Genomic DNA, 23,224 nt, shown 5'->3' with positions numbered 1-23,224 from the left:
CCCGCGAGGAAGATTTCCAGATCGGCGAGATCTTCAAATCACAGGCTCCGGAGTATACTCAAGAATACGAGAAACTAAGACAGAGATTAAGGGAGGGCAGTCATCATGGCTAAACAAGAATTTCTGTTAACCGGAACCGGCGGACAGGGTTTGATTTTAGCGGCGATCATGTTGGCAGAGGCCGGAATTATTGCTGACCAAAATGTCGCCCAGAGTCAAAGCTATGGACCCGAGGCCAGGGGAGGTGCCAGTCGAGCTGAAGTCATTATCGGAGACGAAGGGATTGCTTACCCTAAAGTCGAAAAACCGGACTTTGTCTTAACCCTTAGTCAAGAAGCCTATAAAAAGTATGGACTGCACCTGAATGAAGAAGCAGTCTTGATTGTCGATAATTCCCAGGTTACAGAAGTTAAGCCGCGCAGTGTTAACTTTTATTCGTTGCCGATCACGAAAGCTGCCCGTACTCAATTTGGTTCTGAACAAAGCGCTAATGTCGTGGCTTTGGGAGTGGTGGCTTCTTTAAGCGGCAGAATTCCTTTAGAAAAGGTTAGGCAGGCTGTCCAGCAACGGGCTCCTAAAGGTACAGCGGAGCGAAACATTAAAGCGTTGGAATTAGGCTGGCAGATGGGTTTGGACGCTGGGAAGGTGATGAGCAGTGGCGGAATTAATAAATTTTAACTGGACTAAGCATGATTTAAGCGGCTTAAAGGAAAGCCTGGCAGCCGTTTTATTAGAGGAGTGGGGTGGGCCTAGAAGTCCTCTGGCTCTTAAATATATCAATGAAACGATTATTCCGGATCTCGTCCATTGTTTCTGCAATAATGCAGACTTACTAACAAATTCTACCTTTGCTGAGATTATACAATGGAAATTAAAAAACCAGTTTGCGAACCCGTCCGCGGTGGTCGTGGATTTAGCGAAAGACTTACTAAAACCAGCCCAAAAGATTATCAATCGTCCACAAATTACGGATCCTAAGGAACCTTGGCGCCGAATTTTCCGCTTGTGGATCGGAGATGAATCCCTGCCCAATATAGCAGAGCGGACCGGCTATCCTCTAGATTATCTGGATTTATTGGTCCTAAGATTAAAGAAAATCAAAGCTTATACAGCCAATACTAGGGCAAGCCTCCTAGAATGCCAACAGAATACGGAGTTAAGAGAATTTGGCTCAGAGCAGCTAAGTTTCCTCTACCAATTTCAAACAGCGGTTGCTGGAGAACCCTTATATAAAGAACGACTAATCTTGGAACAGGTAATCTGGGACTTAGGAATGCCTTTGCAAGTTCAAGATTTAGTGACTCTGCTTGAAATTATCCATACTCATGAAGGTAAAATGGATGAGGACTCCTTAAGTTCAGCTATGGGCGAAGCTTCCGGACCTCTATTTTCTTGCGTCATAGATGGACTGATTTCACAGCATTATATTCAGAAGAACAAAGCCGGCAAATTAACCCTTAGCGAAAAAAGTGCTCGAACCATTGCGGGGTATTTGCTTCCTAAACTAGGGGACCAGTTGAAGAGGGCTATTTTAATTCAGGATCTTGAATCGGCTAAAGGAATTCTGCTGAGTCAAAATGAGGCAGTACTAATTCGACTGATTGATTGGACTTTGCGTGAGTTAAACCAGGAACAGGCCTTTGAAGTCTTAAGTAGTATCTATCAAAAGGTTAGCAGACGGGTCGATATCTACTTACTTAAGGGGTTCGCCAACTTTCCGATCGCCTTTGATCTGCTTATGAAATGCTTGGCTGACAATGATAGCTTGATTCGAGCTGGAGCCTGTGAATCCTTGGGGCGAATTGGCAATAAAGGAGCTATCTTTTCGTTAATCCAATTGCTGAGAGATCCGGTAGTTGGAGTAAGGGGAATGGCTGCGCAAGCACTTGGAGAGTTGGGAGCTGTCCCAGCGGTCAAGGAATTATTAAGAGTTGCTGAGGATTATGGAGAGTCGATTAATGTCAGAGAGCGAGCCCGGGGGGCAGTTCGTAAGATTGAAAGTATTAAATTGATGTAGAATAAATAAAATAACCACGACTTTAATTTCAGGTCGTGGTTATTTTATTTTGTCCAGAGCAAGCCATCCCTTTATCTGGGTCACTCTATTGGTGTGACGATGCTTGAAGCTTAGCCCATTCCACGTTTTCTTATACTTTGAATTATGATAAGATAATTCCTAATAAGGAACGAAGCGGAATTAAAAACTAAGCCAAATTTTCTAGGCACATAAAAGAAGGAACCTAGAATCACGGAAGAGGGAAGGTGATCCAATGCCTATGAAAAGAGCTGTGGAACAGATTTTAGAGAAACGGGATTGGAAACAACTGAGGGCTTGGGCTAAAGAAAAAGAAAATAAAAATGTTTATCGACAATTTATGACGCGAATCTATGTCAAAGATGGGCTCATTTTCTGGCGAGCAGTCGAGGCTTTAGGGGTTTTCGCCCAAGAAGCCGAGCAGAAAGATGAGAAGTATGCCGTTGAACTGGTGCGTCGTTATTTTTGGTATCTCAATGAGGAATCCGGGGGGACCGCTTGGAATGCATCTGAGGCCATAGGGAGCCTGCTGGCTCATTGCCCAAGGACGTGTGGTCATTTTAATTGGATGCTTTCGGGGTTGTTAGTCGATGAAAGCTTAAGGGATGGAGCACTGTGGGGACTAGCTCAACTAGCCCAGAACGCTCCCCATTTAGTAGATCCTCTTGAAGAGCGGATCAGGCCATTCTTAGAATCTGAGCAGCCTTTTGCTCGAGGATTAGCGGCATTAATCTATGCACTTATGCGGATTCCCGAGGATAAGTTCCCTCTCTATCGAGAAAATGGGCCTAAGTGGAGCGTCCCGATGGAGCTCGATCAAGATTTAAAAAACGATCAAAACCTAGTGGAAATCTATCAGACTGGAGAACTAATCAAGTATTCTGTTCAGGAATTATGGACAACCCAAAGCCTTACTTTTTGGACAGAAGTATTGATGATCAAAGACCGAGAAGTTGAGGTAACGGTCGCTTCGACGACCGTTGGGTTATGCTGGCTAGGGCTTGGCCCGTCGATTGAGGAAGAACAGTCCTTGCGGATATGGATGTCTCGCCAGTTCCCAAAACAATTTTTAATACGTAAGCGAGAGCCGGACAGTACAGTTATTCGTCAGTTGCAAGAGTACGTTACTGGGGAACGCCAGGAGTTCTCGATCCCTCTACATCCGATTGGTACACCTTTTCAGCTAAAAGTATGGGAAGAACTTCTCCGGATTCCTTACGGTGAGACATGTACTTATGGTGAAATCGCCGCGAAAGTAGGTAACCCAAAAGGGCCGAGAGCAGTGGGTATGGCCAACAATCGGAATCCAATCGGGATCGTGGTTCCCTGCCATCGAGTAATCGGTAAAAACGGAAGTCTGACCGGGTACGCAGGGGGCTTGGACATCAAGCAACGGCTCTTGGAGTTAGAAACCGTCGCTGCATCCTCAGGCGAAAGCAATCAGGAATAGTAGATATAGATAAGGCAGGGAACGATTTAGTATTTAGTGAACTCAAGTTTATTGATACTATGATGATTAATAGAAAATAAGGGGGAATCAACTATGGAAAACCTTTTTATTGGAGTCGAGCACATCGGGATTAAAGCCTCGGAATTGGAAAAGGCTGTTCGGTTTTACATAGAAGTATTGGGCTTTAAGTATTTATACAGAATTAAACCCGGAGAGGTGGAGTTGGTCTTTTTGGAATTAGGCGGTACCGTCGTGGAACTGGTTGAAGTCGTGGATGGTCGCAAGTATGAGGATGGAGTTGTCAATCACTTGGCGATCCGAGTCGCTGATATTACAAAAGCTATTGAGCACTTAAAAGCTCATCATGTAGAGTTGACTAGTTCTGAGCCCATGTCTTTAGGAGACGGACGGTATAATTTCTTTTTCCGTGGTCCGAGTGGGGAACGACTCGAATTCTATCAGGCGTAGTTTAGAAGGTCTGAATAGTGATGTTGATCAAAGATGGCTGGGCCGCCTCCCGTGTGCCAAAAGACAAGCGACTCAGGGAATGCTTGTCTTTTATGTTGCATTAAGTGTTTAACAGCCGCTGCCCCTTTGGCAGTATAAACGGGGTCAAAAAGGATACCGTCAGTTCGAAAGCACTCTATAAGGGCCTTAGAAGACTCAGGTGTAGGGAGGCCGTATCCAGCTCCAATGAAATCCGTAATAATCTCAAAAGGCGGCAGAGAACAAGGGGCGTGGAGCAGACCCAAGACCTCAGTTGCTAGTTTTTCAACTTGACTATGAAGTTGATCCGTACTTAGCCAGACACTGACTCCTATTAAGCGAAGGGGTTGAGGGAGAAGGGCATTTGCCGCGACCAAACCCGCTAGTGTCCCGGCACTACCGACTGAACAGACAAGAGTACCAGGAGCCCATCCTTGCTCTTCTGCTTGTTTAAGGAGTTCAAAAAAAGCTAAAAAGTATCCCAAGGATCCGAGTGCATTGGAGCCCCCGAGAGGGATTGTATAGGGCTGGTAACCCTGTGATTTCTTTTCAGACGCAATGCGTTTCACAGCCTGATCAAGAGGCTCTTCACCACAAGCTATAATTTCTGCACCAGCTAAACGATCCAAGAGCAGGTTGCCCCCCCATTCTGTAGGAGTCTCCCCAGGGATAATAATCACGGCGGGGAGTTTCACCATCGCTGATGCAACGGCCGTGAGGCGAGCATGGTTCGACTGGGATGCACCAGATGTGATTATGAGGTCCGCCCTTTGGCTTAGTGCTTCGGCCATGAGGAATTCTAGTTTACGCAGTTTGTTTCCTCCCAGGCCATAAGGGGTCAGATCGTCTCGTTTCCAATATAATGAGTCTTCACCCCAAGCAAGGCGACTTCTTTGAATAGGTGTTGGCCCCCCCATTAAGGGAATGCGAGGGGGAAACGGCAAACTTTGCAGTAACGAATTAAACATAGGACACCTCCCTAAAAATATGTAGCAAAGGCATTTGGCATCAGACTAACCCTATGGTTTAAGCCTGTCATGGACGGTGACTTTAAATATTTACTGAGGTTTTCTAGTCATAAATTTTGATTCGACTTTTTCGAAGCCAAACTGCTCGTACAATCCATGCGCATCTCTAGTTACCAAATAGCCCCAGATATTTTTGAACTCCGGTGTCTCAATTATACAAGCTATTAGTTTCTTACCAAGCCCTTTTCCCCAATGATTCTTATCTATGTAAACATCGCAAATCCAAACCATCGTTGAATAGTCGGACACGACCCTCGCAAAACCAACCAACTCTTCTGCATGATATACTCCATAACAAAATGAATTCAGGATAGTCTTTTCAATAAGCTCTTTCGATCTATCGCTAGCCCAATAGCTATCCGATAAAAACTCCTTAACCCGATCAACAGACACCAATGATTTATCAGTATTTATTGTATAACCCTCAAATTCCCATTTCAACTGGTGTTACCTCCTATTATTATAAATCCAGCATAGCCTTTTTGCTTCTCAGCCGCTTTCAAACCCTGTACCTTACAATAATACTTTTCTACAAAAACCTTCCAATTCCTTTAACTAAACCCTTTGCTTTTTGCCTTAAAGCCCTGATACCGAAAACAACGTTCTGGAAAATTACCCTATCTCCACAACGTTGTTTTTAGTTTATTGGGTTTCGAAGTTCGCGTAATTCAGCAAAGTTTGGTATTCTAGAAAGTGGGCTAGGTTAAATAAGACAAGAATGGAATCTAACTATGCAAAAGAAACGCTATCATACGTTTAATGAACACTTGCGCGATAAGTTTGGGGAGAAAATCTTTAAGGTCTCCCTGGACGCTGGTTTTACATGCCCAAATCGAGATGGAACCTTGGGCACGGGTGGGTGTGTCTATTGCAGTGCTCGGGGGTCCGGAGATTTTGCCGGAGAGCAACGGTTATCCCTTCATGAACAATTTAGTGAAGTTAAGGCACGAATGATGAAAAAATGGCCGACTGCCAAGTATATCGCTTATTTCCAGGCCTATACCAATACTTACGCTTCGGTAGAGCGGTTGCGCGTGATTTATGAAGAGGCCCTTGCGGAGGAGAAGGTCGTCGGGCTGTCCATCTCCACTAGACCAGACTGCCTGCCGGAGGATGTTCTAAATTATCTCGAAGAACTGAATCAAAGGACCTATTTATGGGTTGAGTTGGGTTTGCAAAGTAGACATGACCGAACGATGGAATGGATAGGCAGGGGGCATGACTATGCCCAATTTCTCAAGGGTCTTGAGCAGTTGCAGGCCAGAGGAATACGGGTTTGCGCCCACATAATCTTGGGTCTACCGGGAGAAACGAAAGCGGAGATGATGGCAACCGCGCAAGTGGTTGCCAAGCTTCCCTTAGAAGGGATTAAAATTCACTTACTGCATGTTTTAAGGGGAACTCCATTGGCAACAATTTTTCAGGACGAGCCTTTTGATCTCATGTCGAAAGAGGAGTATGTTGCGCTGGTTGCCGATATTTTAGAGATTCTACCACCAGAGATGGTTATTCATCGCCTTACGGGAGACGGCCCACCCGATGATCTGATTGGACCTCTGTGGAGCCGTAAAAAATGGGAGGTTCTCAATGCTATCGATGCTGAGTTAGAACGGCGAGATTCATGGCAAGGAAAAAGGCAGGTATAAAAAAAATAGCGATCTCGAAAGATCGCCAGAAAGAGGAGAGTACATGAGATTATGGCCTCAGAGGAGGCCGTAAGGGCAAAGGTTGGTGGGAACCAAATGCTTTAGAGCTGCTCGAAGGTTTAGGGGTGGATGGGGTTATATTGAAGCTGGGAGCTAAGTTCAAATATCGTTTCAGATCTGAATTTGTATCCATAATCCGTTGAGTTATTTGGTCATTATTAAGACGTTCTGTCATGTTGCACAGCTCCTTTCAAGAGTGCGTTTTCTACTAATTATGGCGTCTCATACTGGATGTGCTTTCCTTCCCAAGTACGCAAAACAGCTTTGTTTTCATCGAGGGACACAAGGTATTGAGGAGAAATGGGTGTTTTGCCTCCACCTTTAGGGGCATTAATAATATATGTTGGCACAGCAAGTCCGGAGGTATGGCCACGTAACTGTTCCATAACTGCAATTCCGTCTTGGATTCTGGGAACGAAATGGCGGGTTCCTTTGACATTTTTAGCATGGAAGATATAGTAGGGGCGAACCCTGATTTTCAGCAATTCATGATTAAGTTTTTTCATAACCTCTGGCTGATGATTGATACCTTTGAGTAAAACCGCCTGATTCCCCAGGACCACACCGGCTGCAATCAGTTTATCGGCCGCATCTTTAGCGTCTTTTGTGACTTCTTTGGGGTGGTTGAACTGAGTATTAATGTAGATAGGAGGGTATTTTGCCAGGACTGTGCATAATTCATCCGTAATGCGCATGGGTAGGGTGACTGGAGCCCGCGTCCCAAGGCGCTTGATTTCTACGTGGGGGATAGCGTGGAGTTCTCCGAGAAGCCAATCTAAGGTTAGATCACTAAGTAGTAAGGCATCTCCTCCCGTCACTAAGACATCGCGGATTTCAGGGTTTGCCCGAATGTAGTCCAGTGCCTCTTTAAGCTGATGGCGCGGAGAATGGGTATCTGTTTCCCCAATATTTCGTCTGCGTTGACAATGTCGGCAGTACATAGCACACATGTTAGTGACGTTGATGATTAAACGATCTGGGTAACGTCGTGTTATGCTGGCAGCAGGGGATGTAATTGCCTCTCCCATGGGATCTTCTTCACCAAAATTATCAAAAAGTTCTGCCTGGGTGGGTAATCCTTGTAGCCGAATAGGATCAAAGGGATCAGTATCATCCATTAAACTCAGATAATAAGGAGATACAGCCCAGCGAAAGGTTTTCCCAACACGTTCAAGTTCAATGCGTTGCTCAGCTGTTAAGGGTAGTAACGAATCTAGGACATGGGAATCTGATATTCTGTGGGTCATTTGCCAATGCCAGTTTTCCCAGTCTTCAGGCGTTGCGCCGAAATAGCTTAGAATCTTTGCTCGACGAGTTTCGAACATTTCTGAACAAACGGATCCAGTCGGAATACTCTCCGATTGGGTTAAATATGGGGTAATCATTTGTTTAAGCTCTTCTGCTCGCTTCAGTGCGTATTGACGAAAGGCATCTGGACGGTTTTGTAGTTGAACGGACATTTATATCCCTCCTTGAAATTAGATTTCCGAATGGGTTCCTTAGTTTGGCCTGGGGGGATAACAGTTGGGTTCTTTTTTCAAACAAAAAAGAACCGATTATATATAACGGCTCCCAACGGTAATAACGCAGAATATCACGTTAAACGTGCTTCAACGCCTACGAGGTTAGCTGTCGGGTTCGAGCTGAAACATGCTCTACGCGTTTAGCGATTCACCCCAAGAATGGTTCCCCCGTTTTCCCTTTGGGAAATTCAGCAGTTTAATATAACATTTTTTTACTAACAACCTAATAATAGCATATAAGTTGTTACCCGTCAATAGCATGATGTCAGCTGATGTTGGCTATGTTATAATAGAATGAAATTCATTGGAAATTCGAACCAGGAAGTACGATAAGGGGTTGAACATATTGGACCATGCACGTTATCAAGAAATCGCCATTGACATAGCCCACGCCATTATGATGGGGGAGTACCATGAGGGAGTAAGGATACATGGCCGTTCTACTTTAGCAGGGCGGTATAATGTATCTCCAGAAACCATTCGTCGGGCCATCGCCGTTTTGCAAAATGTCGGTGTGGTGATGGTCAGTCAAGGCGTAGGAATTACGGTAACATCGAAAGCTATGGCTGAAAAATTTGTTAAATCCTTTGATCAAAAAGGAGAAATTCAGGTCTTTGTAGAAGATTTGAAAAAGCTGATGGATCAAAGGCGTGAAAATGACTTAAAGATTGAAAGTCATCTGAACAAGTTTTTAGGTTATTCAGATCGTTTAATGTCTCGTTGGATGGATATCGGAGAAGTAGAAATCGGAAAAAGCTCACCGGCCATTGGCAAGACCTTGAAAGAATTGAAAATCCGGGAGCGTACAGGAACCACCATTGTAGCGGTGGTTCGAGACGGCCTTGAGCAGTTTTCACCGGAGACAGGGTTTGTCCTTCGGGGAGAAGATGTCTTACTGGTAGCTGGCTCAGCTGAGGGTCAGCAAAAATTAAAGTTAATTCTATGATTTGGAGTAGGCACGATGTATCCAGGTATTGATATTATTGAAATAGAACGAGTCGTTCAGGCCTATAAGAGGCAACCTAAATTGTTTGAGCGTCTTTTCACAATCCAAGAGCGTGAGAACTTACTGGGAAAAGGCATCCAGAGTTATGCTGCTCGTTTTGCTGGCAAAGAGGCTATTCTAAAGACCTTAGGGACAGGGCTTAGCGGCTTATCTTGGCACGATATAGAAATCTTGAATGATTTAAGCGGAGAGCCTCTGGTCTATCTCAGTTCTAGAGCTATGAATCAAGTCAGAGCCAGGGGCGGGTCCCAAGTAAGGGTAAGCTTGACCCATAATCGAACCCAAGCGATGGCCTTTGCGATTTTAAGCTGAACGAAAAGCTAGGGGCAATTCATGGATCCCTACAGCATAAGAAGTACAAGTGAAGTCTTAAATTGAGAGAGAACCGGGGTGGGGAATGTGCGTGTGGTCAGCGCAGAACAAATGCGTCAGATCGAAGAAAAAGCGATTCATCATTATGGTATCCCCAGTTTGCTCCTGATGGAAAATGCAGCCTGGGCAGTCGTTGAAGAGATTCGACGTAATCTTCTTAATCATCAAGAGCAGAGAGAATTAAGTGGACGAAAAGCAGTGATTCTAGCTGGAAAGGGTAATAACGGCGGAGATGGCTTAGCTGTTGCACGCCATCTTGTGTTCCAGGGCATGGATGTTACCGTTTTGTTATTTGCTGGACTTGAAGAACTTAAAGGAGATGCTGCTTTAAATTTACGTCTATATCAAGGTACTAGCGGAAAATTGTTCGAGATTAAAGGCCAAGAGCAACGCCGCTTAACACGTTTAGCTCTCGCTCAAGCAGATGTTGTCGTGGATGCACTTTATGGAATTGGCTTGCGTGGTGCTTTGCCAGGCTTAATAGAAGAATATGTGGACGAAGTAAACCATTCTCCAGGATGGGTGATTTCCATCGATATCCCCAGTGGGGTAGAGGCCAATACGGGTAATGTTTACCGTACAGCGGTCCGCGCCCAAGCCACTGTTACTTTTGGACTCCCGAAATGGGGTCTTTTTCTCGGTGAAGGCCCAGATTATTGTGGACGGGTTATAGTGGATCCAATTTCTATTCCCGACGCATACTTAGAAGATGAAGGAATATCGACCTTTGTCTTGATGGATGAGGATATACGCACTAGTCTTCCTGTACGTCAACTAAAAGGTCACAAAGGAACCCATGGCAAAGGGATTCTTGTGGCAGGGTCTAAGGGGATGAGCGGAGCCGCGGTTCTGGCAGGACGGGGTGCTTTGCGTAGTGGGATTGGACTGTTGCAAATCGTGACTGCAGAGGGAATTGCCAACGATGTAGATGCCTGCCTTACAGAGGCAACCGTTTGGCACGCTCCTGGAGAGGATTACCTAAATGAAGAAGCTTGGTCAGTGATTAATAGGCAGTCTAGAAACGCGCAGGCTCTTGCAATGGGTCCTGGCTTAGGTCAGAATCTGCAATTTATCCCAGTGCTCGAAGAAATCCTCAGAAATCTAAGCTGTCCGGTTGTCTTGGATGCGGATGCGCTTAATTTAGTCGCTGCGGAGCCTAGCTTACTAGGGTTGAGAAGTGGGCGAGGGCCTTTGATTCTTACACCCCATCCGGGTGAGATGGCCCGACTATGTCAATGTAGTGTTGAAGATGTCGAACGCAATCGCTTGGACATTACGGTGGCCAAAGCGGTTGAGTGGGAAGCAGTGGTCGTCTTAAAGGGTTCTGTGACCATTATTGCCTCACCGGATGGTCGGGCGTTTTTCAACCCTACCGGGAATCCCGGACTTGGAACGGGGGGGACTGGAGATGTTCTTACAGGCAGCATTCTTGCTTGGTTGGCCCAAAGGGTTCCTCCGTTAGAGGCAGCTTGTCTGGGTGTATATTTACACGGCAGAGCTGCAGATGATCTAGCTAATGAGTATGGGTGGTCCGGGTTCACAGCTTCGGAAGTGGCGGATCAACTTCCTAAAGCTCGTCATGTCATAGAACCGAAGCGTTAAGAGGAAGAGGGGATAAATAATGGGGCGACAGGTTTGGGCTGAGGTAAATTTACAGACTCTGAGAGAAAATTACTTTAAGCTTAAAGCATATACCCAAAGTGAAATGATGCCGATCGTCAAGGCGGATGCTTACGGGCATGGATTGATTCCCGTAGTGAAAACCCTCAAGGGATGTGGAGCAGAACGCTATGGTGTGGCCCTCTTGGAAGAGGCGTTGGAAATTAAAGCGGTGTTTCCTGAGCTTACGGTAATGGTCCTGGGGGTTACCGAGCTTGAAGATTCGGATAGTTTAGTTAAGGAAGAGATTATTCCGGCCATTAGCCGATTGGCTCAGGCTAAAGCGCTCTCCGAGGCTGCCCTGAGACTTAAACGGACAGCGAGAGTGCATATCAAAGTTGATACGGGAATGGGCAGAATAGGGTTTCGAGAAGAAGATTATAAGGATATCCTGAAGATTGCGGATCTTCCTAATCTTAAAATCGAAGGAATATTTACTCACTTTGCCACTTCGGATCACAAAGATCTATCATTTGCTCGGATACAGCTCAAGAGCTTCCAATCCTTTTGTGATAAACTAAAAGAACTCGGACTAACTATTCCAATACAGCATACTGCGAACAGTGCTGCTCTCATCCAATTTCCGGAATCTCACTTAGATCTTGTTCGTGCAGGAATTAGTCTTTACGGTTTTACACCGTCCTCTCAACTTGGAGAAGTTGCCGGTTTAGAACCAGTCATGTCTTGGAAGGCGAAAGTAACTCATATTAAAACGATTGAGACAGGAGAAACGGTGAGTTATGGCCGCACCTTCCAAGCCGCTTATCCTACACGCGTGGCAACTATTCCCCTAGGGTATGCGGATGGGCTGCGAAGGGGGCTTTCCAATCACGGCGAAATGCTAGTCCATGGGAAGCGATCTACGGTAATTGGGCGGATCTGCATGGACCAGACTATGCTTGACGTAACCAGAATTCCAAGAGTCCAAGTGGGCGATGTTGTCACGATTTTAGGGAAAGATGACTATGAGCAAATTACTGCTACGGAAATGGCAAAGTGGCTTGGCACCATCAGTTATGAAGTCGTTTGTGGAATTTCTAAACGAGTCCCTCGAGTCTATCTGGGTCTTGCAGAGGATGCCCTTGGGCAAAGCCTGGAGCTGAGTGAACCAAATTCTAAAACTTTATAAAGGATCAAACCTAGTGTTTTTGGTGAAGATGAGCAAATCAGGGTTGAACAGCTTAATGGATTAGTAATTGACTTTTCCACTGTTTTCAAATGAACACCTACGCGCGTATCGAAAATATTTTATTGTGATCTTAGGAAATAGAGCACTGTTGATACATAAAACCCTTTGACCCATCATAAGTTGTGGCAAGGGGGGAGTGCCATGGCCATATTTGATCTAACAACTGGGATGAGTTATGCTTTTTTTATCCTTTGCCTGGTGCTCGGTTGGGTTGCTGCAGGAGCCCTTGATTTTAACGGTATTCTACGGCGTTCCACGTCTCGAGGGGGACAGTTTCTACTTCGCCTAGGGGTAGCGCTTGTCTTGGCTGAGGGATTTCGCCTTTTCTTAAGCTTTGCACTAGGTCCGATACTGGATATGTTTGTTAATCAGAGCATTAATGGGTTTAAGGCGTTTTAGTAAAAGAAATTTTGAGGAAAAGGGGCCGTAACGAAACTTTAGTTTCGTTACGGCCCTTAGGATTCTTATTGCGGTTGTAGCAGCATACTTAAGGTCATTCTGCCGTACCCTGTTACGACTGTTTTCACAATATCCCTTTGTTTTAGCTCTTGATCTGCAAATAGCTTTTGAAACACCTGTGAAGGACCGCTTGTTCCCGTGCCTAAAGGTACAAGCGCTTTTTTCACAATTGTTTTACCGTCTTTCAAAATGACAGCTTTAGACGTAGTAGACCCAATATCAACACCTAAAGTATACATAACATTCCCGCCCTACCACTAAATTTCAGGATATCCCTCTCAAACAATCTCTCTCGCTTCAGTCATTTTACTTATTTCATCCTCAGAGTAGCCAAGATTCTTTAATATCTGAACAGTGTTCTCACCAATGAGTGGTCCTCTCTGATGCTCTACTTTTCCCAGGCTGGCAAATTTCACAGGAAGGTCGACGAGAGTTCCCGCATTGCCAGTTTTATAGTGCATTTCGTGCAAAAATCCATTTTCCCAGGCCTGTTCATCGTTTAAAATTTCGTCCCATAAAAGTGCTTTTTCACAAGGAATATCGAATTTCTCAAATATAGCCATCCATTCGTCCGCAGTTTTCTTAGCGATTTGCGCTTCGATAATTTCGATAATTTCCGTCGTATTTTCAGAAATACTATTAAATTTGCAATACTTCTCAATGCTAATGAGATCCTCTCGACCGACTGCTTGCATCATCCCCTGGAATAATCGCTCATACTCCGGAGCTGCTAGTTGCAGCCATCGGTCATCCTTGGTCCTATAGGTATTTAAAAACGGATTCCCTACTTCTTTTCGGCTTATAGGAAAAGTAAATCCATATTGAAGGGATGTAACGGCAGTACTCATGGCAAATAGTGCAGAATGATAAAGGCTTACCGTAACTTTATCGCCAAAACCCGTATTATTTCTTTTATACAAAGCAGCTAAAATTCCGCCTACCAGAGACATTGCCACTTGATTATCACCAAACCCGGGAACAGGATTTAGTGGCGAAGTACCTTTTTCATACAATGTCCCTAGCAGCCCTCCCCGGGCATAATAGGCTGTAAAATCATACCCAGGTTTATCTTTAAGCGGGCCTTTTTCGCCATATCCCAAGACTTGGGCGAAAATTAGTTGCGGATATTTTTCTTGAAGCTGCTCATAGTTTAAACCCATTTTTTCAAGAGATTGCGTTCTATTGTTGGTAATAAACACATCACTCGTTTCCAACAGCTTTTCAAAGATTGCCATACCACCTACTGTTTTTAAATTGAGAGCAATTGCTTTTTTACCTATATTTGCTAAGTCGAAATTGGGGTTTTCTTCCTGAAAGGTCGGCATTTTGGTATTTATACCAATACGTCTGAGTGGGTCGCCTGCCAGACTTTCCACTTTAATTACTTCAGCACCCCAATTGGCTAAAGCCCTGGCGCAAGTCGGACCAGCCACAAAATTTGCTAATTCTATGACTTTGAGACCTTCTAATGGTTTCATCACAAACATTACTCCCCTCTTGTAATTACGATATTAAGCAGAACATATTACCACTACACCTGTTATCAAAAAGATAATCCTAAATCACTAGTTACGATTCTTGCTCCTTGCGTCTAATGCAATTCTATTACGCATATATGGTTTTGGGAAATACACATAATATTCAGTAATCTATAGATTTTTTATATATTAACTTTTTAGAAAAGGTTCATTCGGTAATAATGGAAAAACCCCCTTCAGAGTCAAGCTCTGAAGGGGGTTTTTGACTAAACTAACTAAATTAGCATACAGGGTTACAGAAAACTAAAATATGCAAGAACAATGATACCTAGCACAATTCGGTAATAACCAAAGGGTTTGAAATCCTTTTTGCTTACGTAACTCATAAAACCTGCTATAACTGCCCAGGCCACGATAAACGATACGACGAACCCAAACCCTACCACTAAAAACTCATGCGGGGTGAGTATGAACCCATTTTTTAATAAGGTGTAGCCAGAAGCAGCAACCATCGTCGGAATTGCTAAAAAGAAAGAGAACTCAGCGGCCACTACTCTTGAAGCGCCTAATAACATGGCTCCGATTATGGTAGAGGCTGAGCGCGAGGTTCCTGGTATCATGGCTAAACACTGAATAATACCGATGAAAAAGGCAGTTCTATAAGTGAGCTGCTCCATGGATTTTATGCGAAGGGAAGGTCGTTTGTTTTCAATGTATAATAATATTAGTCCACCCACGATCAGTGCGATGGCCACAACCGTTGTATTAAACAAACGTTCTTCTATATAATCCGCGACCAGAAATCCGATTCCTAATGCAGGGATAACGCCTACGAGGGTCTTTTTCCATAAGTCAAATATTTTTTGATTGGTGGAGGATTTGTAATTTCCGAAGGGAATAAGTCGCTTGCGAAAGTAAACAACGACGGAAAGAATGGCCCCTAGTTGGATCACAACATCAAACATATTCGCAAATTGTTCAGTGAACCCAACAAACTGGTTGAAGATAATCAAGTGACCTGTAGAGGAAATGGGAAGAAATTCCGTAATCCCTTCCACGATTCCTAAAATCAGGGCACTGAGAAAGTCGTTCATCGTAACATCTCATTTCTAAGTATTTATTTGTTCATTCATAAAATCCATTATCCCATAGTTTTAATTAATCAGTCAACCAAACGGCAGGCATTTTTTTGGCATTTTAAAAGGCATTCGAATGTTGTTTTGACAAACAAAGGCATTCGCTGCCGGGTGTTGAGGTGCCCTTTTCAGTATATGAGAAAAAATCGGCACTGTTTTATGAATGGATTCGACAAAATGGACAGTATATTTGTAAATTAATTTTAGGTTACCTTATAACAAGTAACCTTCTCATGGTAAAATAGAATAATCGGCCCTCCAAGGACGGGAACACTAAAAATCTAGGTTTGGTTTAAACCGTTTTTGGTTGATAATACAAGTGAGGGTGCGATAATGGTTAAGACATTGATTAAAGGAGCAAGCATGAAGCGAACATGGCGTTTTTGGGTTGCCTTATGGGCAGGTAAGATAATAACGAGAGGTCTTTTAGCCAGCGGGAAAAAGGGGACAACCTTACCTGGGAAAATAGCAAACTGGCTTGATCCTCAGATCATACGGCACTTGAGTGGGGCTTATTCGGAAGGGATTATTATGGTCACAGGGACTAATGGGAAAACGACCACTGCTAATCTCCTCGCGAACATTTTGCTTGAGGCGGGAAAAAGCTTTGCTTTTAATCAGGCTGGGGCAAACCTCGTGACTGGAATCACAGGGGCTTTGATTCAAAATACTCGTTGGAACGGTTCATCTCAAGCAAGCTTAGCCTTGTTAGAAGTGGATGAGGCGACAGTGCCTAAACTTTGTGAACAACTGTCTCCGAGTCTGGCAATTATTACTAATTTCTTTCGGGATCAACTTGATCGCTATGGAGAGTTGGACACAACTGTTCGCTTGGTTCGAGAGTCTTTACCTCAAGAGACAGTGCTCGTGCTCAATGCGGATGACCCTTTAGTTGCTCAATTTGGTGTCAATCAACTTAATAGGCCGCTTTATTATGGAGTAGAACGAACTCCTGATAGCTGCTCAGAGAGCTTAGAAACTCGTGAGGCTAGATTCTGTCCCGTATGCGGCACCGCCCTTGATTACACGCTTTTTCATTATGGACAATTGGGGATTTTCAACTGCCTGGGCTGCGGATTTCAGCGCCCTGAGCCTGAAATATTGGCCCAAAACGTGCGTCCAGAAGAGGGTTTGCTCCAGTTTCGAGTGGGTGTGACTCCCTTTACTCTCTCTTTGCAAGGCTACTATAATCTATACAATGCCTTAGCGGCACTGACTGCAGCCCGCCAATTAGGTTTAAGTGATGGCATGATCGAAAAAGGGTTAAGGAAGTTTATTCCTCAAGCCGGACGGATGGAACGGTTCTATTTACAGACAGGGGAAATTACGTTAACACTCGTCAAAAATCCCACAGGATTTGACCAAGTCATTCAGACGATGATCAGCGTCGATAAGCCTCTTCGAATTCTGATCGGGATCAATGATTTAGCTGCAGATGGGCGGGATATCTCCTGGCTGTGGGATGTTAATTTTGAACGATTGGGAAGGTATGAGGAACGTATACACCAAGTGGTTTGTACTGGTCTGCGTGCAGAGGACATGGCGTTGAGGCTTAAATATGCAGGATTAAGAGAAGAAAAACTTGTTATTATGCACAACTTGTCAGGAGCCCTCGATGACTTACTGACCCATCGGAACGAATCTGAGGTTGTGTTTATATTACCTACATATACTCTGCTTTTCCCGCTTCGTGATCTTCTCCAAGAACGTCAAAAAAAGGCGGGATTGTCACAAGCTCAAGTGAAGGAGCATGGAGAGGAGGCAAGCGCATGAAATTAACTATTTGCCATCTGTATCCGGATTTGCTCGATCTTTATGGAGATCGGGGTAATATTTTGGCCTTGTCGGCCCGTTGTCGTTGGCGGGGAATAGAACCCGTTATTCAAAGGGCCTCGTTGGGTGAAGACTTGGACTTTTTAGGAATGGATATTCTTTTTCTTGGTGGGGGATCTGACCGTGAACAAGGTTTGCTGGTTCAGGATTTGATGCGCCGGGAAAATGAACTCCGAAGTGCCATAGAAAGTGGCCTAGTGGTACTCGCTATCTGTGGAGGCTATCAAATGCTGGGAAAATACTATCAAATGACAAGTGGAGAGAAAATTCAGGGGTTGGATATTTTAGATGTTTGGACCATCGCTGGTGCCAAGCGATTAATAGGAAATGTCGTGGTGGACCTTGATGAAAATGTTTTAGGTATCGACTCGTCTCCAGAGCTAAGGACTTTATTGGGGTTCGAGAATCACTCCGGGCAAACTCATTTGGGTGAGGGAATGAAGCCATTAGGTAAAGTCTCATTTGGTAACGGAAATAATGGACAGGATGGCGAGGAAGGGGTTCGTTACCGCAATGTCTTCGGAACGTATATGCACGGACCGCTCCTCCCTAAAAACCCACACTTTGCTGATTTATTGTTAGAACTTGCTCTGCAAAGACGTGATCCGAACACTTGCTTGATGGAACTTGACGACCGCTTAGAAAAACTAGCCCATGAGACTATGGTGAAGAGGCTTTTAAAACAACCCTAAATTCAATTCGCTCTAAAAATCAGTATAGCATCACTGATATACTGATATACTATCATCAGGGACAAAACTTCAGTAAATTTCAACTTAAATTTGCTGTTGCCATTATTTACATGCATAAATAACCGTGTTTTCATGAGGTTTTGGCTGATTTACTCTTCTAGTTCGTTGACACTTTTTCACTTTACTGTCTATAATAGAGTATAGCTATGGCTAAATGATGGGGGTGCTAACGTGGCAGAAAGTAAGCGGATCATGATCAGTTTGCCAGAGAGTTTGCTTGCGGAAGTGGATGGGATTGTGACCGTCGAGAAGCGAAATCGCAGCGAATTTATTCGAGAAGCGCTAAATAGCATCCTTCACGAACGACGAAAAAAAGGAATCCACGAGCAGATGCGCAAAGGATACTTAGAAATGGCGCAACTGAATTTATCGATAGCTAGGGAGTTGTTTTCAACGGAACAAGAAGTATTAGAATACTATGATGTAACAATTGTGGAGTGTCAGAGATGATCATAAAACGCGGGGAAATTTACTACGCAGAACTTAACCCCGTCGTCGGCTCTGAGCAGGGCGGAACTCGACCAGTCCTTGTGGTTCAAAACGACATTGGGAATCAATTCAGCCCGACGACAATCATCGCCGCAATCACTTCACAGATTGCCAAAGCGAAATTACCGACTCACGTGGAAGTTCGAGCTAAACGAAGTGGCTTAGAACGAGATTCCGTTATTTTGACAGAGCAGATTAGAACGATCGATAAAAGTCGTCTTAAGGAAAAAGTAGCTGTTTTGGATGAAGAAGTTATGCTGAGAGTCGACCAAGCTATTGAGATTAGTTTAGGTCTAGCAGATATTTAAGATAGAGCTCGAAGTAAGAGGCAGGCAGCGTAGCGGAGGCAAACCGACGCTGTTTTTGTTTGCCAAGATACCATGAGGGGAGTGTGGGTAGATGTTACTCAAACCTGTAATAGGAATTACAGCAGCTCATTGTTCGGAAGAACTAAAAACCTTTCCACGGCATTATTATGTTGAGAGTATTAGAAATGCCGGTGGGATACCACTTATTCTTCCGCCTGTTCGGACATCAGAAGAGGCCAGTGAGGTTTTGCATTTAATTCATGGCTTGCTATTGACGGGTGGAGGGGATATTTCTCCCGTGTACTTAAGAGAGGATCCTCGGCACGGAATTGGTCAATGTTTTCCAGAAAGGGACTTGAGCGAGCTATTGCTTACTCAGTTGGCTCTTCAACATGACCTTCCTATTTTGGGGATTTGCCGGGGTATTCAGGTTTTAGCGGTGGCAGCTGGAGGAGAGATTTATCAAGATATTCCTAGTCAGTATCCTCGAGGGATGCAACATAGACAAACCGCCCCACGACAGTACGCTTGGCACGATGTTGACGTGCTAGAAGGATCGCTGCTTTATCGATTACTTGCTGAGGGGAAAATTGGAGTCAATAGTCTTCATCATCAAGCTGTATCGGTAAGTCCTCAAGGTTTTATCCAAAATGCTCGTTCTTCCGATGGAATGATAGAAGGAATTGAGAAGCCAGACGCTAAGTTTTGCCTAGGAGTTCAGTGGCACCCAGAAAGTATGATGGAAACGGAAGTGCACAGCAAGGTTTTGTTTAGAGGTTTTGTTGAAGCATGTCGATGAGAAACGATGAAAAAAAGAGACGACTAAGTCGTCTCTTTTTTTGTAGAGGAAACCTGCACACCCGTTGACTAGATTCAAAAGTATGAATCGTTTACCAACGTGAGTTCCATAGCAGGTGCTTCCCCATTTGTGTCGCGTCAAATGCGCGATCTCAATGTCAGCTCATTTATAGTTTAGAACAAGGATAAACTTTTGTCAATTTTAAGATCATCGCTTGTGTAATTGACAGTTTTTGACCGATTAAGTAAAATATTTAAACATTAATTATTTCGTAGTTTTTTTTCAATCAATAGAGGATTTTTCAAGTTGAGGAAGAATAAAGCGTACATATATAACTATATATTTCATAAATGTATAGTTTAGCATTAGAGATTGGTCAAAATATCAAAATGGAAGGAGCAACCGCTTGATTCAATTAGAAGGGGTAAATAAACATTTTGGTCATCTACACGTCTTGAAAGATATTAATCTAACGGTAAAATCGGGGGAGAAATTGGTAGTTATTGGCCCCAGTGGATCAGGCAAGAGTACATTAATTCGATGTATGAACCTTCTGGAAAAGCCTAGTTCGGGTAAAGTAACGGTGGATGGGGTAGAAATTACTGCACATAAAGCTCAGGTTGCTAAAGTCCGTCAGTCAGTGGCTATGGTATTTCAACAATTCAATCTCTATCCCCATAAAACGGTCCTAGAGAATTTAACTCTCGCTCCTATGCTGATTAAGGGAGTCACAAAGGAGGAAGCCTCAAAGGATGGTATGGCTTATCTTGAACGTGTTGGGCTAAGTGAAAAATCCAATGTGTATCCATCCCAACTTTCCGGTGGTCAGCAGCAACGTGTGGCTATTGCACGGGCTTTGGCTATGCGACCTAAGATTATGCTCTTTGATGAACCAACCTCGGCTTTAGATCCAGAAATGATCCAGGAAGTCCTCGATGTTATGATTGATCTGGCTCACGAGGGTATTACCATGGTAGTTGTCACACATGAAATGGGTTTTGCTAAAACAGTTGCAGATCGTGTCATTTTTATGGATGAGGGATTTATTGTCGAATCCAATACTCCGAAACAGTTTTTCGAAAATCCAACGAATGAGCGTACGAAGTCATTTTTAAGCCGAATTTTGCGTTAGTCATCATTTGGTTTTAAACCCATGGGTGGTACTTAGATGTTCTATAAAGAAGAGTCGCAGTATTCTGCGACTAAACGATGAAGAGGGGGATTTAAGAATGAAGAAAATTGGAATGATTTTAACGAGCTTGCTATTAGTTGCAGGTTTGGTCACGGGTTGCGGGTCGACTGCACCTTCGGCTACCCCAGCACCAGCTCCAACACCAACCCCAAGCGCTACAGAACAGGCCGCTGATGTCAAGGCCATTAAAGACCGTGGTGTTCTCAAAGTAGGAGTTAAAGTTGATGTACCTAAATTCGGATACAAAGATCCTAAGACGGAAAAGGTCGAGGGATTTGAAATTGATTTGGCTAATGTAGTAGCCCAGAAAATTGGGGCTGCTAAGGTTGAAACCACAGCCGTTACGGCAAAAACTCGGGGACCTTTGCTGGATAGTGGAGATGTAGACCTTGTGATCGCGACCTTTACCGTTACTGAAGAACGTAAGAAGAGTTACAATTTCTCAGATCCTTATTTTGTCGATGGTGTAAGACTAATGGTTAAAAAGAGTGCTGGTTTTACGAGCTTAAAAGATTTGAACGGGAAAAAGATTGGCGTAGCGCAAAGTGCTACCAGTAAGAAGGCCATTCAGGAACAAGCGGATAAGGTTGGAGCTAAAGTCACTTTCTTGGAGTTCGCTACCTATCCGGAAATTAAGACAGCACTAGATTCTGGTCGGGTGGATTGTTTTTCTGTAGATGGATCCATCTTATTTGGATATATGGATGAGACAACGATTATTTTGGATGATAGCTTTAGTCCTCAGGATTATGGAATTGCCTCTAAAATGGGAAAAGACGGATTAGCCAAATTGGTTAATCAGACGATTGCTGATCTGAAAAAGTCTGGAGAACTCGTTAAAATGCAACAAAAGTGGGGTCTTAAATAGTGGTCGGACCTTTTGCCTTGTTTAAATGGGAAGCACTTTTCAGTGACTGGGTAGTATTTGCTGAGGGGTTTAAAACGACTATTTCTGTAACCGTCCTTGCCCTTACGTTGGCTCTTGTACTCGGAGTTATATTTGGGGTATTAGGGACCTCTCAGTGGACACTAGCCAAGCTTGTGAGTCGCATCTACGTTGAATTCATTCAAAACACCCCACTTGTTATCCAGGTTTTCTTCCTGTATCATGGGCTTCCTCACATGGGCGTGATGCTACCTGTTTTTGCAGTGGGTGTTTTGGGTGTCGGTGTTTATCATGGCGCTTATATTGCCGAAGTGGTCAGGGCGGGAATCAACTCGATCCACAGGGGGCAAATGGAAGCGGCCTTATCACAGGGATTTAGTTTTTGGGGGGCCATGCGGCATATTATCTTGCCGCAGGCTTCCCGAGTAGTTTTGCCACCGCTCACGAATCAGGCGGTGAACTTGATTAAAAACACCTCGGTACTGGCTATGGTCGCTGGGGGTGACCTAATGTATCGTGCGGACTCCTGGTCAAGCGATAATATTTATTACGGACCTGCGTATGTTGTCGTTGGTCTGCTTTATCTCCTGCTTTGTTTACCTTTAGCGACACTGACACGTCGCTTAGAACGTAAGGCGGGGGTATCAACATGATTACAGAAATTCTTAAACCCGAAATATTTCGTTTTCTTGGTCAAGGGCTTTTGACGACTCTCTACATTGCTGTCAGTGCCATTTTACTCAGTTTCGTCTTTGGAACCATCTTGGGTATTGCTCGATACTCTAAACAACCAATTTTGGGGAGAATCGCTGCCTTATACATTGAGTGCGTTCGAAATATTCCTATGCTGCTCTTTATTTTAGTTTTTCGGTTTATGACCACGTTGAAACCGGTTAATTCAGGAATTGTCGCCATCGCGGTCTTCACTTCGGCCATAATTGCTGAAATCGTCCGAGGTGGGTTAAACTCCATCGACGATGGGCAGTGGGAAGCGGCGAAGTCACAGGGGTTTTCCTATCGTCAGACTTTAACGCACATTATTTTACCACAGGCCATGCACAAGATGATTCCACCTTTAGTATCTCAGTTTATAACGGTCATTAAGGATACATCGTTTGTTTGGGTTGTAGGCGTGGAAGATCTAACTGGTAAAGGTATGATTATTTTGGGGCAACACGGCTCGACCAGTCAGGTCTTTGCCGTTTTTGGCATGATTGCTTCAACTTATTTTGTCCTTAATTATTCGCTTTCGATTTTAGCCCGTCGACAGCAGCTGAAAATGGTGCATCAAAGTTATTAATTTAGTCAGAGATGGTCTTTTAGGCTCAAGTATCGTTACACCTTAAGACTAATAATTTTAGAGTTTGTTAGCTGACGACCCCGAGAGGGGTCGTCTTTTTGTAGTTTATAATTAAATAGTTCCCGGTTCTTGATAATG

Annotated in this window: 25 protein-coding genes and 1 riboswitch; of the genes, 19 read left to right on the top strand and 6 right to left on the bottom strand. The window is 44.0% G+C overall.

What is annotated here, in order from left to right; translation table 11 throughout:
• The first annotated feature begins 105 nt into the window (after positions 1-105).
• From JL57_RS23110 to JL57_RS23095, 4 genes are all read left to right on the top strand, one after another.
• Positions 106-678, top strand: a complete 573-nt coding sequence (locus JL57_RS23110) for a 2-oxoacid:acceptor oxidoreductase family protein (protein WP_034144281.1) — start codon at positions 106-108, stop codon at positions 676-678.
• A complete protein-coding gene (locus JL57_RS23105; RefSeq protein WP_034144280.1) occupies positions 656-2,017 on the top strand; it encodes a HEAT repeat domain-containing protein in 1,362 nt (453 codons plus the stop codon). The genes JL57_RS23110 and JL57_RS23105 overlap by 23 nt, the downstream gene beginning before the upstream one ends.
• 253 nt (positions 2,018-2,270) lie before the next feature.
• The gene (locus tag JL57_RS23100; protein ID WP_291300458.1) at positions 2,271-3,485 is read left to right on the top strand and encodes a DVU0298 family protein; all 1,215 of its coding nucleotides are present in this window, start codon (positions 2,271-2,273) and stop codon (positions 3,483-3,485) included.
• 93 nt (positions 3,486-3,578) lie between these two features.
• The gene (locus JL57_RS23095) at positions 3,579-3,953 is read left to right on the top strand and encodes a VOC family protein (RefSeq protein ID WP_034144279.1); all 375 of its coding nucleotides are present in this window, start codon (positions 3,579-3,581) and stop codon (positions 3,951-3,953) included.
• Here the strand turns inward: JL57_RS23095 and JL57_RS23090 are convergent.
• On the bottom strand, positions 3,944-4,939 hold the full coding sequence (locus JL57_RS23090; protein ID WP_034144278.1) for a D-cysteine desulfhydrase family protein: 996 nt from the start codon (positions 4,937-4,939) through the stop codon (positions 3,944-3,946). The two genes, JL57_RS23095 and JL57_RS23090, sit on opposite strands and share 10 nt — an antisense overlap.
• A gap of 90 nt (positions 4,940-5,029) precedes the next feature.
• On the bottom strand, positions 5,030-5,440 hold the full coding sequence (locus tag JL57_RS23085) for a GNAT family N-acetyltransferase (RefSeq protein ID WP_034144277.1): 411 nt from the start codon (positions 5,438-5,440) through the stop codon (positions 5,030-5,032).
• Positions 5,441-5,730: 290 nt separating this feature from the next.
• Between JL57_RS23085 and JL57_RS23080 the strand changes: the two genes are divergently transcribed.
• Positions 5,731-6,645 (top strand): TIGR01212 family radical SAM protein, encoded by a 915-nt coding sequence (locus tag JL57_RS23080; RefSeq protein WP_045691405.1) that lies wholly within the window; start codon positions 5,731-5,733, stop codon positions 6,643-6,645.
• Between the two features lie 272 nt (positions 6,646-6,917).
• On the opposite strand, the gene eam is transcribed toward JL57_RS23080, so the two are convergent.
• On the bottom strand, positions 6,918-8,165 hold the full coding sequence (gene eam / locus JL57_RS23075; RefSeq protein ID WP_034144275.1) for a glutamate 2,3-aminomutase: 1,248 nt from the start codon (positions 8,163-8,165) through the stop codon (positions 6,918-6,920).
• A 139-nt stretch (positions 8,166-8,304) separates the two neighbouring features.
• Positions 8,305-8,432, bottom strand: a riboswitch (cyclic di-AMP (ydaO/yuaA leader).
• Between the two features lie 139 nt (positions 8,433-8,571).
• On the opposite strand from eam, the gene JL57_RS23070 reads away from it, so the two are divergent.
• The 5 genes from JL57_RS23070 to JL57_RS23050 all read left to right on the top strand — a co-directional run bounded on the left by JL57_RS23070 (position 8,572) and on the right by JL57_RS23050 (position 12,853).
• A complete protein-coding gene (locus tag JL57_RS23070) occupies positions 8,572-9,174 on the top strand; it encodes a TrkA C-terminal domain-containing protein (protein ID WP_291300460.1) in 603 nt (200 codons plus the stop codon).
• A gap of 15 nt (positions 9,175-9,189) precedes the next feature.
• On the top strand, positions 9,190-9,546 hold the full coding sequence (acpS, locus tag JL57_RS23065; protein WP_034144273.1) for a holo-ACP synthase: 357 nt from the start codon (positions 9,190-9,192) through the stop codon (positions 9,544-9,546).
• A gap of 87 nt (positions 9,547-9,633) precedes the next feature.
• Positions 9,634-11,208, top strand: coding sequence for a bifunctional ADP-dependent NAD(P)H-hydrate dehydratase/NAD(P)H-hydrate epimerase (locus JL57_RS23060; RefSeq protein WP_034144288.1), 1,575 nt, complete (start codon positions 9,634-9,636; stop codon positions 11,206-11,208).
• A gap of 19 nt (positions 11,209-11,227) precedes the next feature.
• Positions 11,228-12,394 carry an alanine racemase gene (gene alr, locus JL57_RS23055; protein WP_045691404.1) on the top strand — a complete coding sequence of 389 codons (1,167 nt, stop codon included), beginning with the start codon at positions 11,228-11,230 and terminating at the stop codon, positions 12,392-12,394.
• Between the two features lie 201 nt (positions 12,395-12,595).
• Positions 12,596-12,853, top strand: coding sequence for a hypothetical protein (locus JL57_RS23050; protein ID WP_034144272.1), 258 nt, complete (start codon positions 12,596-12,598; stop codon positions 12,851-12,853).
• 65 nt (positions 12,854-12,918) lie between these two features.
• Here JL57_RS23050 and JL57_RS23045 read toward each other — a convergent pair whose 3' ends face one another.
• The 3 genes from JL57_RS23045 to JL57_RS23035 form a co-directional block, all read right to left on the bottom strand.
• Entirely contained in the window at positions 12,919-13,152 is a 234-nt protein-coding gene (locus JL57_RS23045) for a BadF/BadG/BcrA/BcrD ATPase family protein (protein WP_034144271.1), read from the bottom strand.
• 39 nt (positions 13,153-13,191) lie between these two features.
• The gene (locus tag JL57_RS23040; RefSeq protein WP_291300459.1) at positions 13,192-14,391 is read right to left on the bottom strand and encodes a CaiB/BaiF CoA-transferase family protein; all 1,200 of its coding nucleotides are present in this window, start codon (positions 14,389-14,391) and stop codon (positions 13,192-13,194) included.
• 293 nt (positions 14,392-14,684) lie between these two features.
• Positions 14,685-15,485: an undecaprenyl-diphosphate phosphatase gene (locus JL57_RS23035; RefSeq protein WP_034144269.1), complete on the bottom strand. Its 801-nt coding sequence runs from the start codon at positions 15,483-15,485 to the stop codon at positions 14,685-14,687.
• A 405-nt stretch (positions 15,486-15,890) separates the two neighbouring features.
• Here JL57_RS23035 and JL57_RS23030 point away from each other — a divergent pair, with 405 nt between their 5' ends.
• The 9 genes from JL57_RS23030 to JL57_RS22990 all read left to right on the top strand — a co-directional run bounded on the left by JL57_RS23030 (position 15,891) and on the right by JL57_RS22990 (position 23,086).
• Positions 15,891-17,300, top strand: coding sequence for a Mur ligase family protein (locus JL57_RS23030; protein ID WP_034144286.1), 1,410 nt, complete (start codon positions 15,891-15,893; stop codon positions 17,298-17,300).
• Positions 17,297-18,052 (top strand): type 1 glutamine amidotransferase, encoded by a 756-nt coding sequence (locus tag JL57_RS23025; RefSeq protein WP_034144268.1) that lies wholly within the window; start codon positions 17,297-17,299, stop codon positions 18,050-18,052. Before JL57_RS23030 ends, JL57_RS23025 begins: the two co-directional genes overlap by 4 nt.
• Before the next feature lie 231 nt (positions 18,053-18,283).
• Positions 18,284-18,562: a CopG family ribbon-helix-helix protein gene (locus JL57_RS23020; RefSeq protein ID WP_034144267.1), complete on the top strand. Its 279-nt coding sequence runs from the start codon at positions 18,284-18,286 to the stop codon at positions 18,560-18,562.
• Positions 18,559-18,909, top strand: a complete 351-nt coding sequence (locus JL57_RS23015; RefSeq protein WP_034144266.1) for a type II toxin-antitoxin system PemK/MazF family toxin — start codon at positions 18,559-18,561, stop codon at positions 18,907-18,909. Before JL57_RS23020 ends, JL57_RS23015 begins: the two co-directional genes overlap by 4 nt.
• 91 nt (positions 18,910-19,000) lie before the next feature.
• The gene (locus JL57_RS23010; protein ID WP_034144265.1) at positions 19,001-19,708 is read left to right on the top strand and encodes a gamma-glutamyl-gamma-aminobutyrate hydrolase family protein; all 708 of its coding nucleotides are present in this window, start codon (positions 19,001-19,003) and stop codon (positions 19,706-19,708) included.
• 406 nt (positions 19,709-20,114) lie between these two features.
• Positions 20,115-20,840 carry an amino acid ABC transporter ATP-binding protein gene (locus JL57_RS23005; protein ID WP_034144264.1) on the top strand — a complete coding sequence of 242 codons (726 nt, stop codon included), beginning with the start codon at positions 20,115-20,117 and terminating at the stop codon, positions 20,838-20,840.
• A 97-nt stretch (positions 20,841-20,937) separates the two neighbouring features.
• On the top strand, positions 20,938-21,768 hold the full coding sequence (locus JL57_RS23000) for a transporter substrate-binding domain-containing protein (protein ID WP_034144263.1): 831 nt from the start codon (positions 20,938-20,940) through the stop codon (positions 21,766-21,768).
• The gene (locus tag JL57_RS22995) at positions 21,768-22,439 is read left to right on the top strand and encodes an amino acid ABC transporter permease (RefSeq protein WP_034144262.1); all 672 of its coding nucleotides are present in this window, start codon (positions 21,768-21,770) and stop codon (positions 22,437-22,439) included. Before JL57_RS23000 ends, JL57_RS22995 begins: the two co-directional genes overlap by 1 nt.
• Entirely contained in the window at positions 22,436-23,086 is a 651-nt protein-coding gene (locus JL57_RS22990; RefSeq protein ID WP_034144261.1) for an amino acid ABC transporter permease, read from the top strand. Before JL57_RS22995 ends, JL57_RS22990 begins: the two co-directional genes overlap by 4 nt.
• Positions 23,087-23,224 lie beyond the last annotated feature (138 nt).

The organism is Desulfosporosinus sp. BICA1-9 (assembly GCF_000802135.1).
Note: the sequence above shows the minus strand (reverse complement) of the source record. Positions and strands in the feature narration are given on the sequence as shown.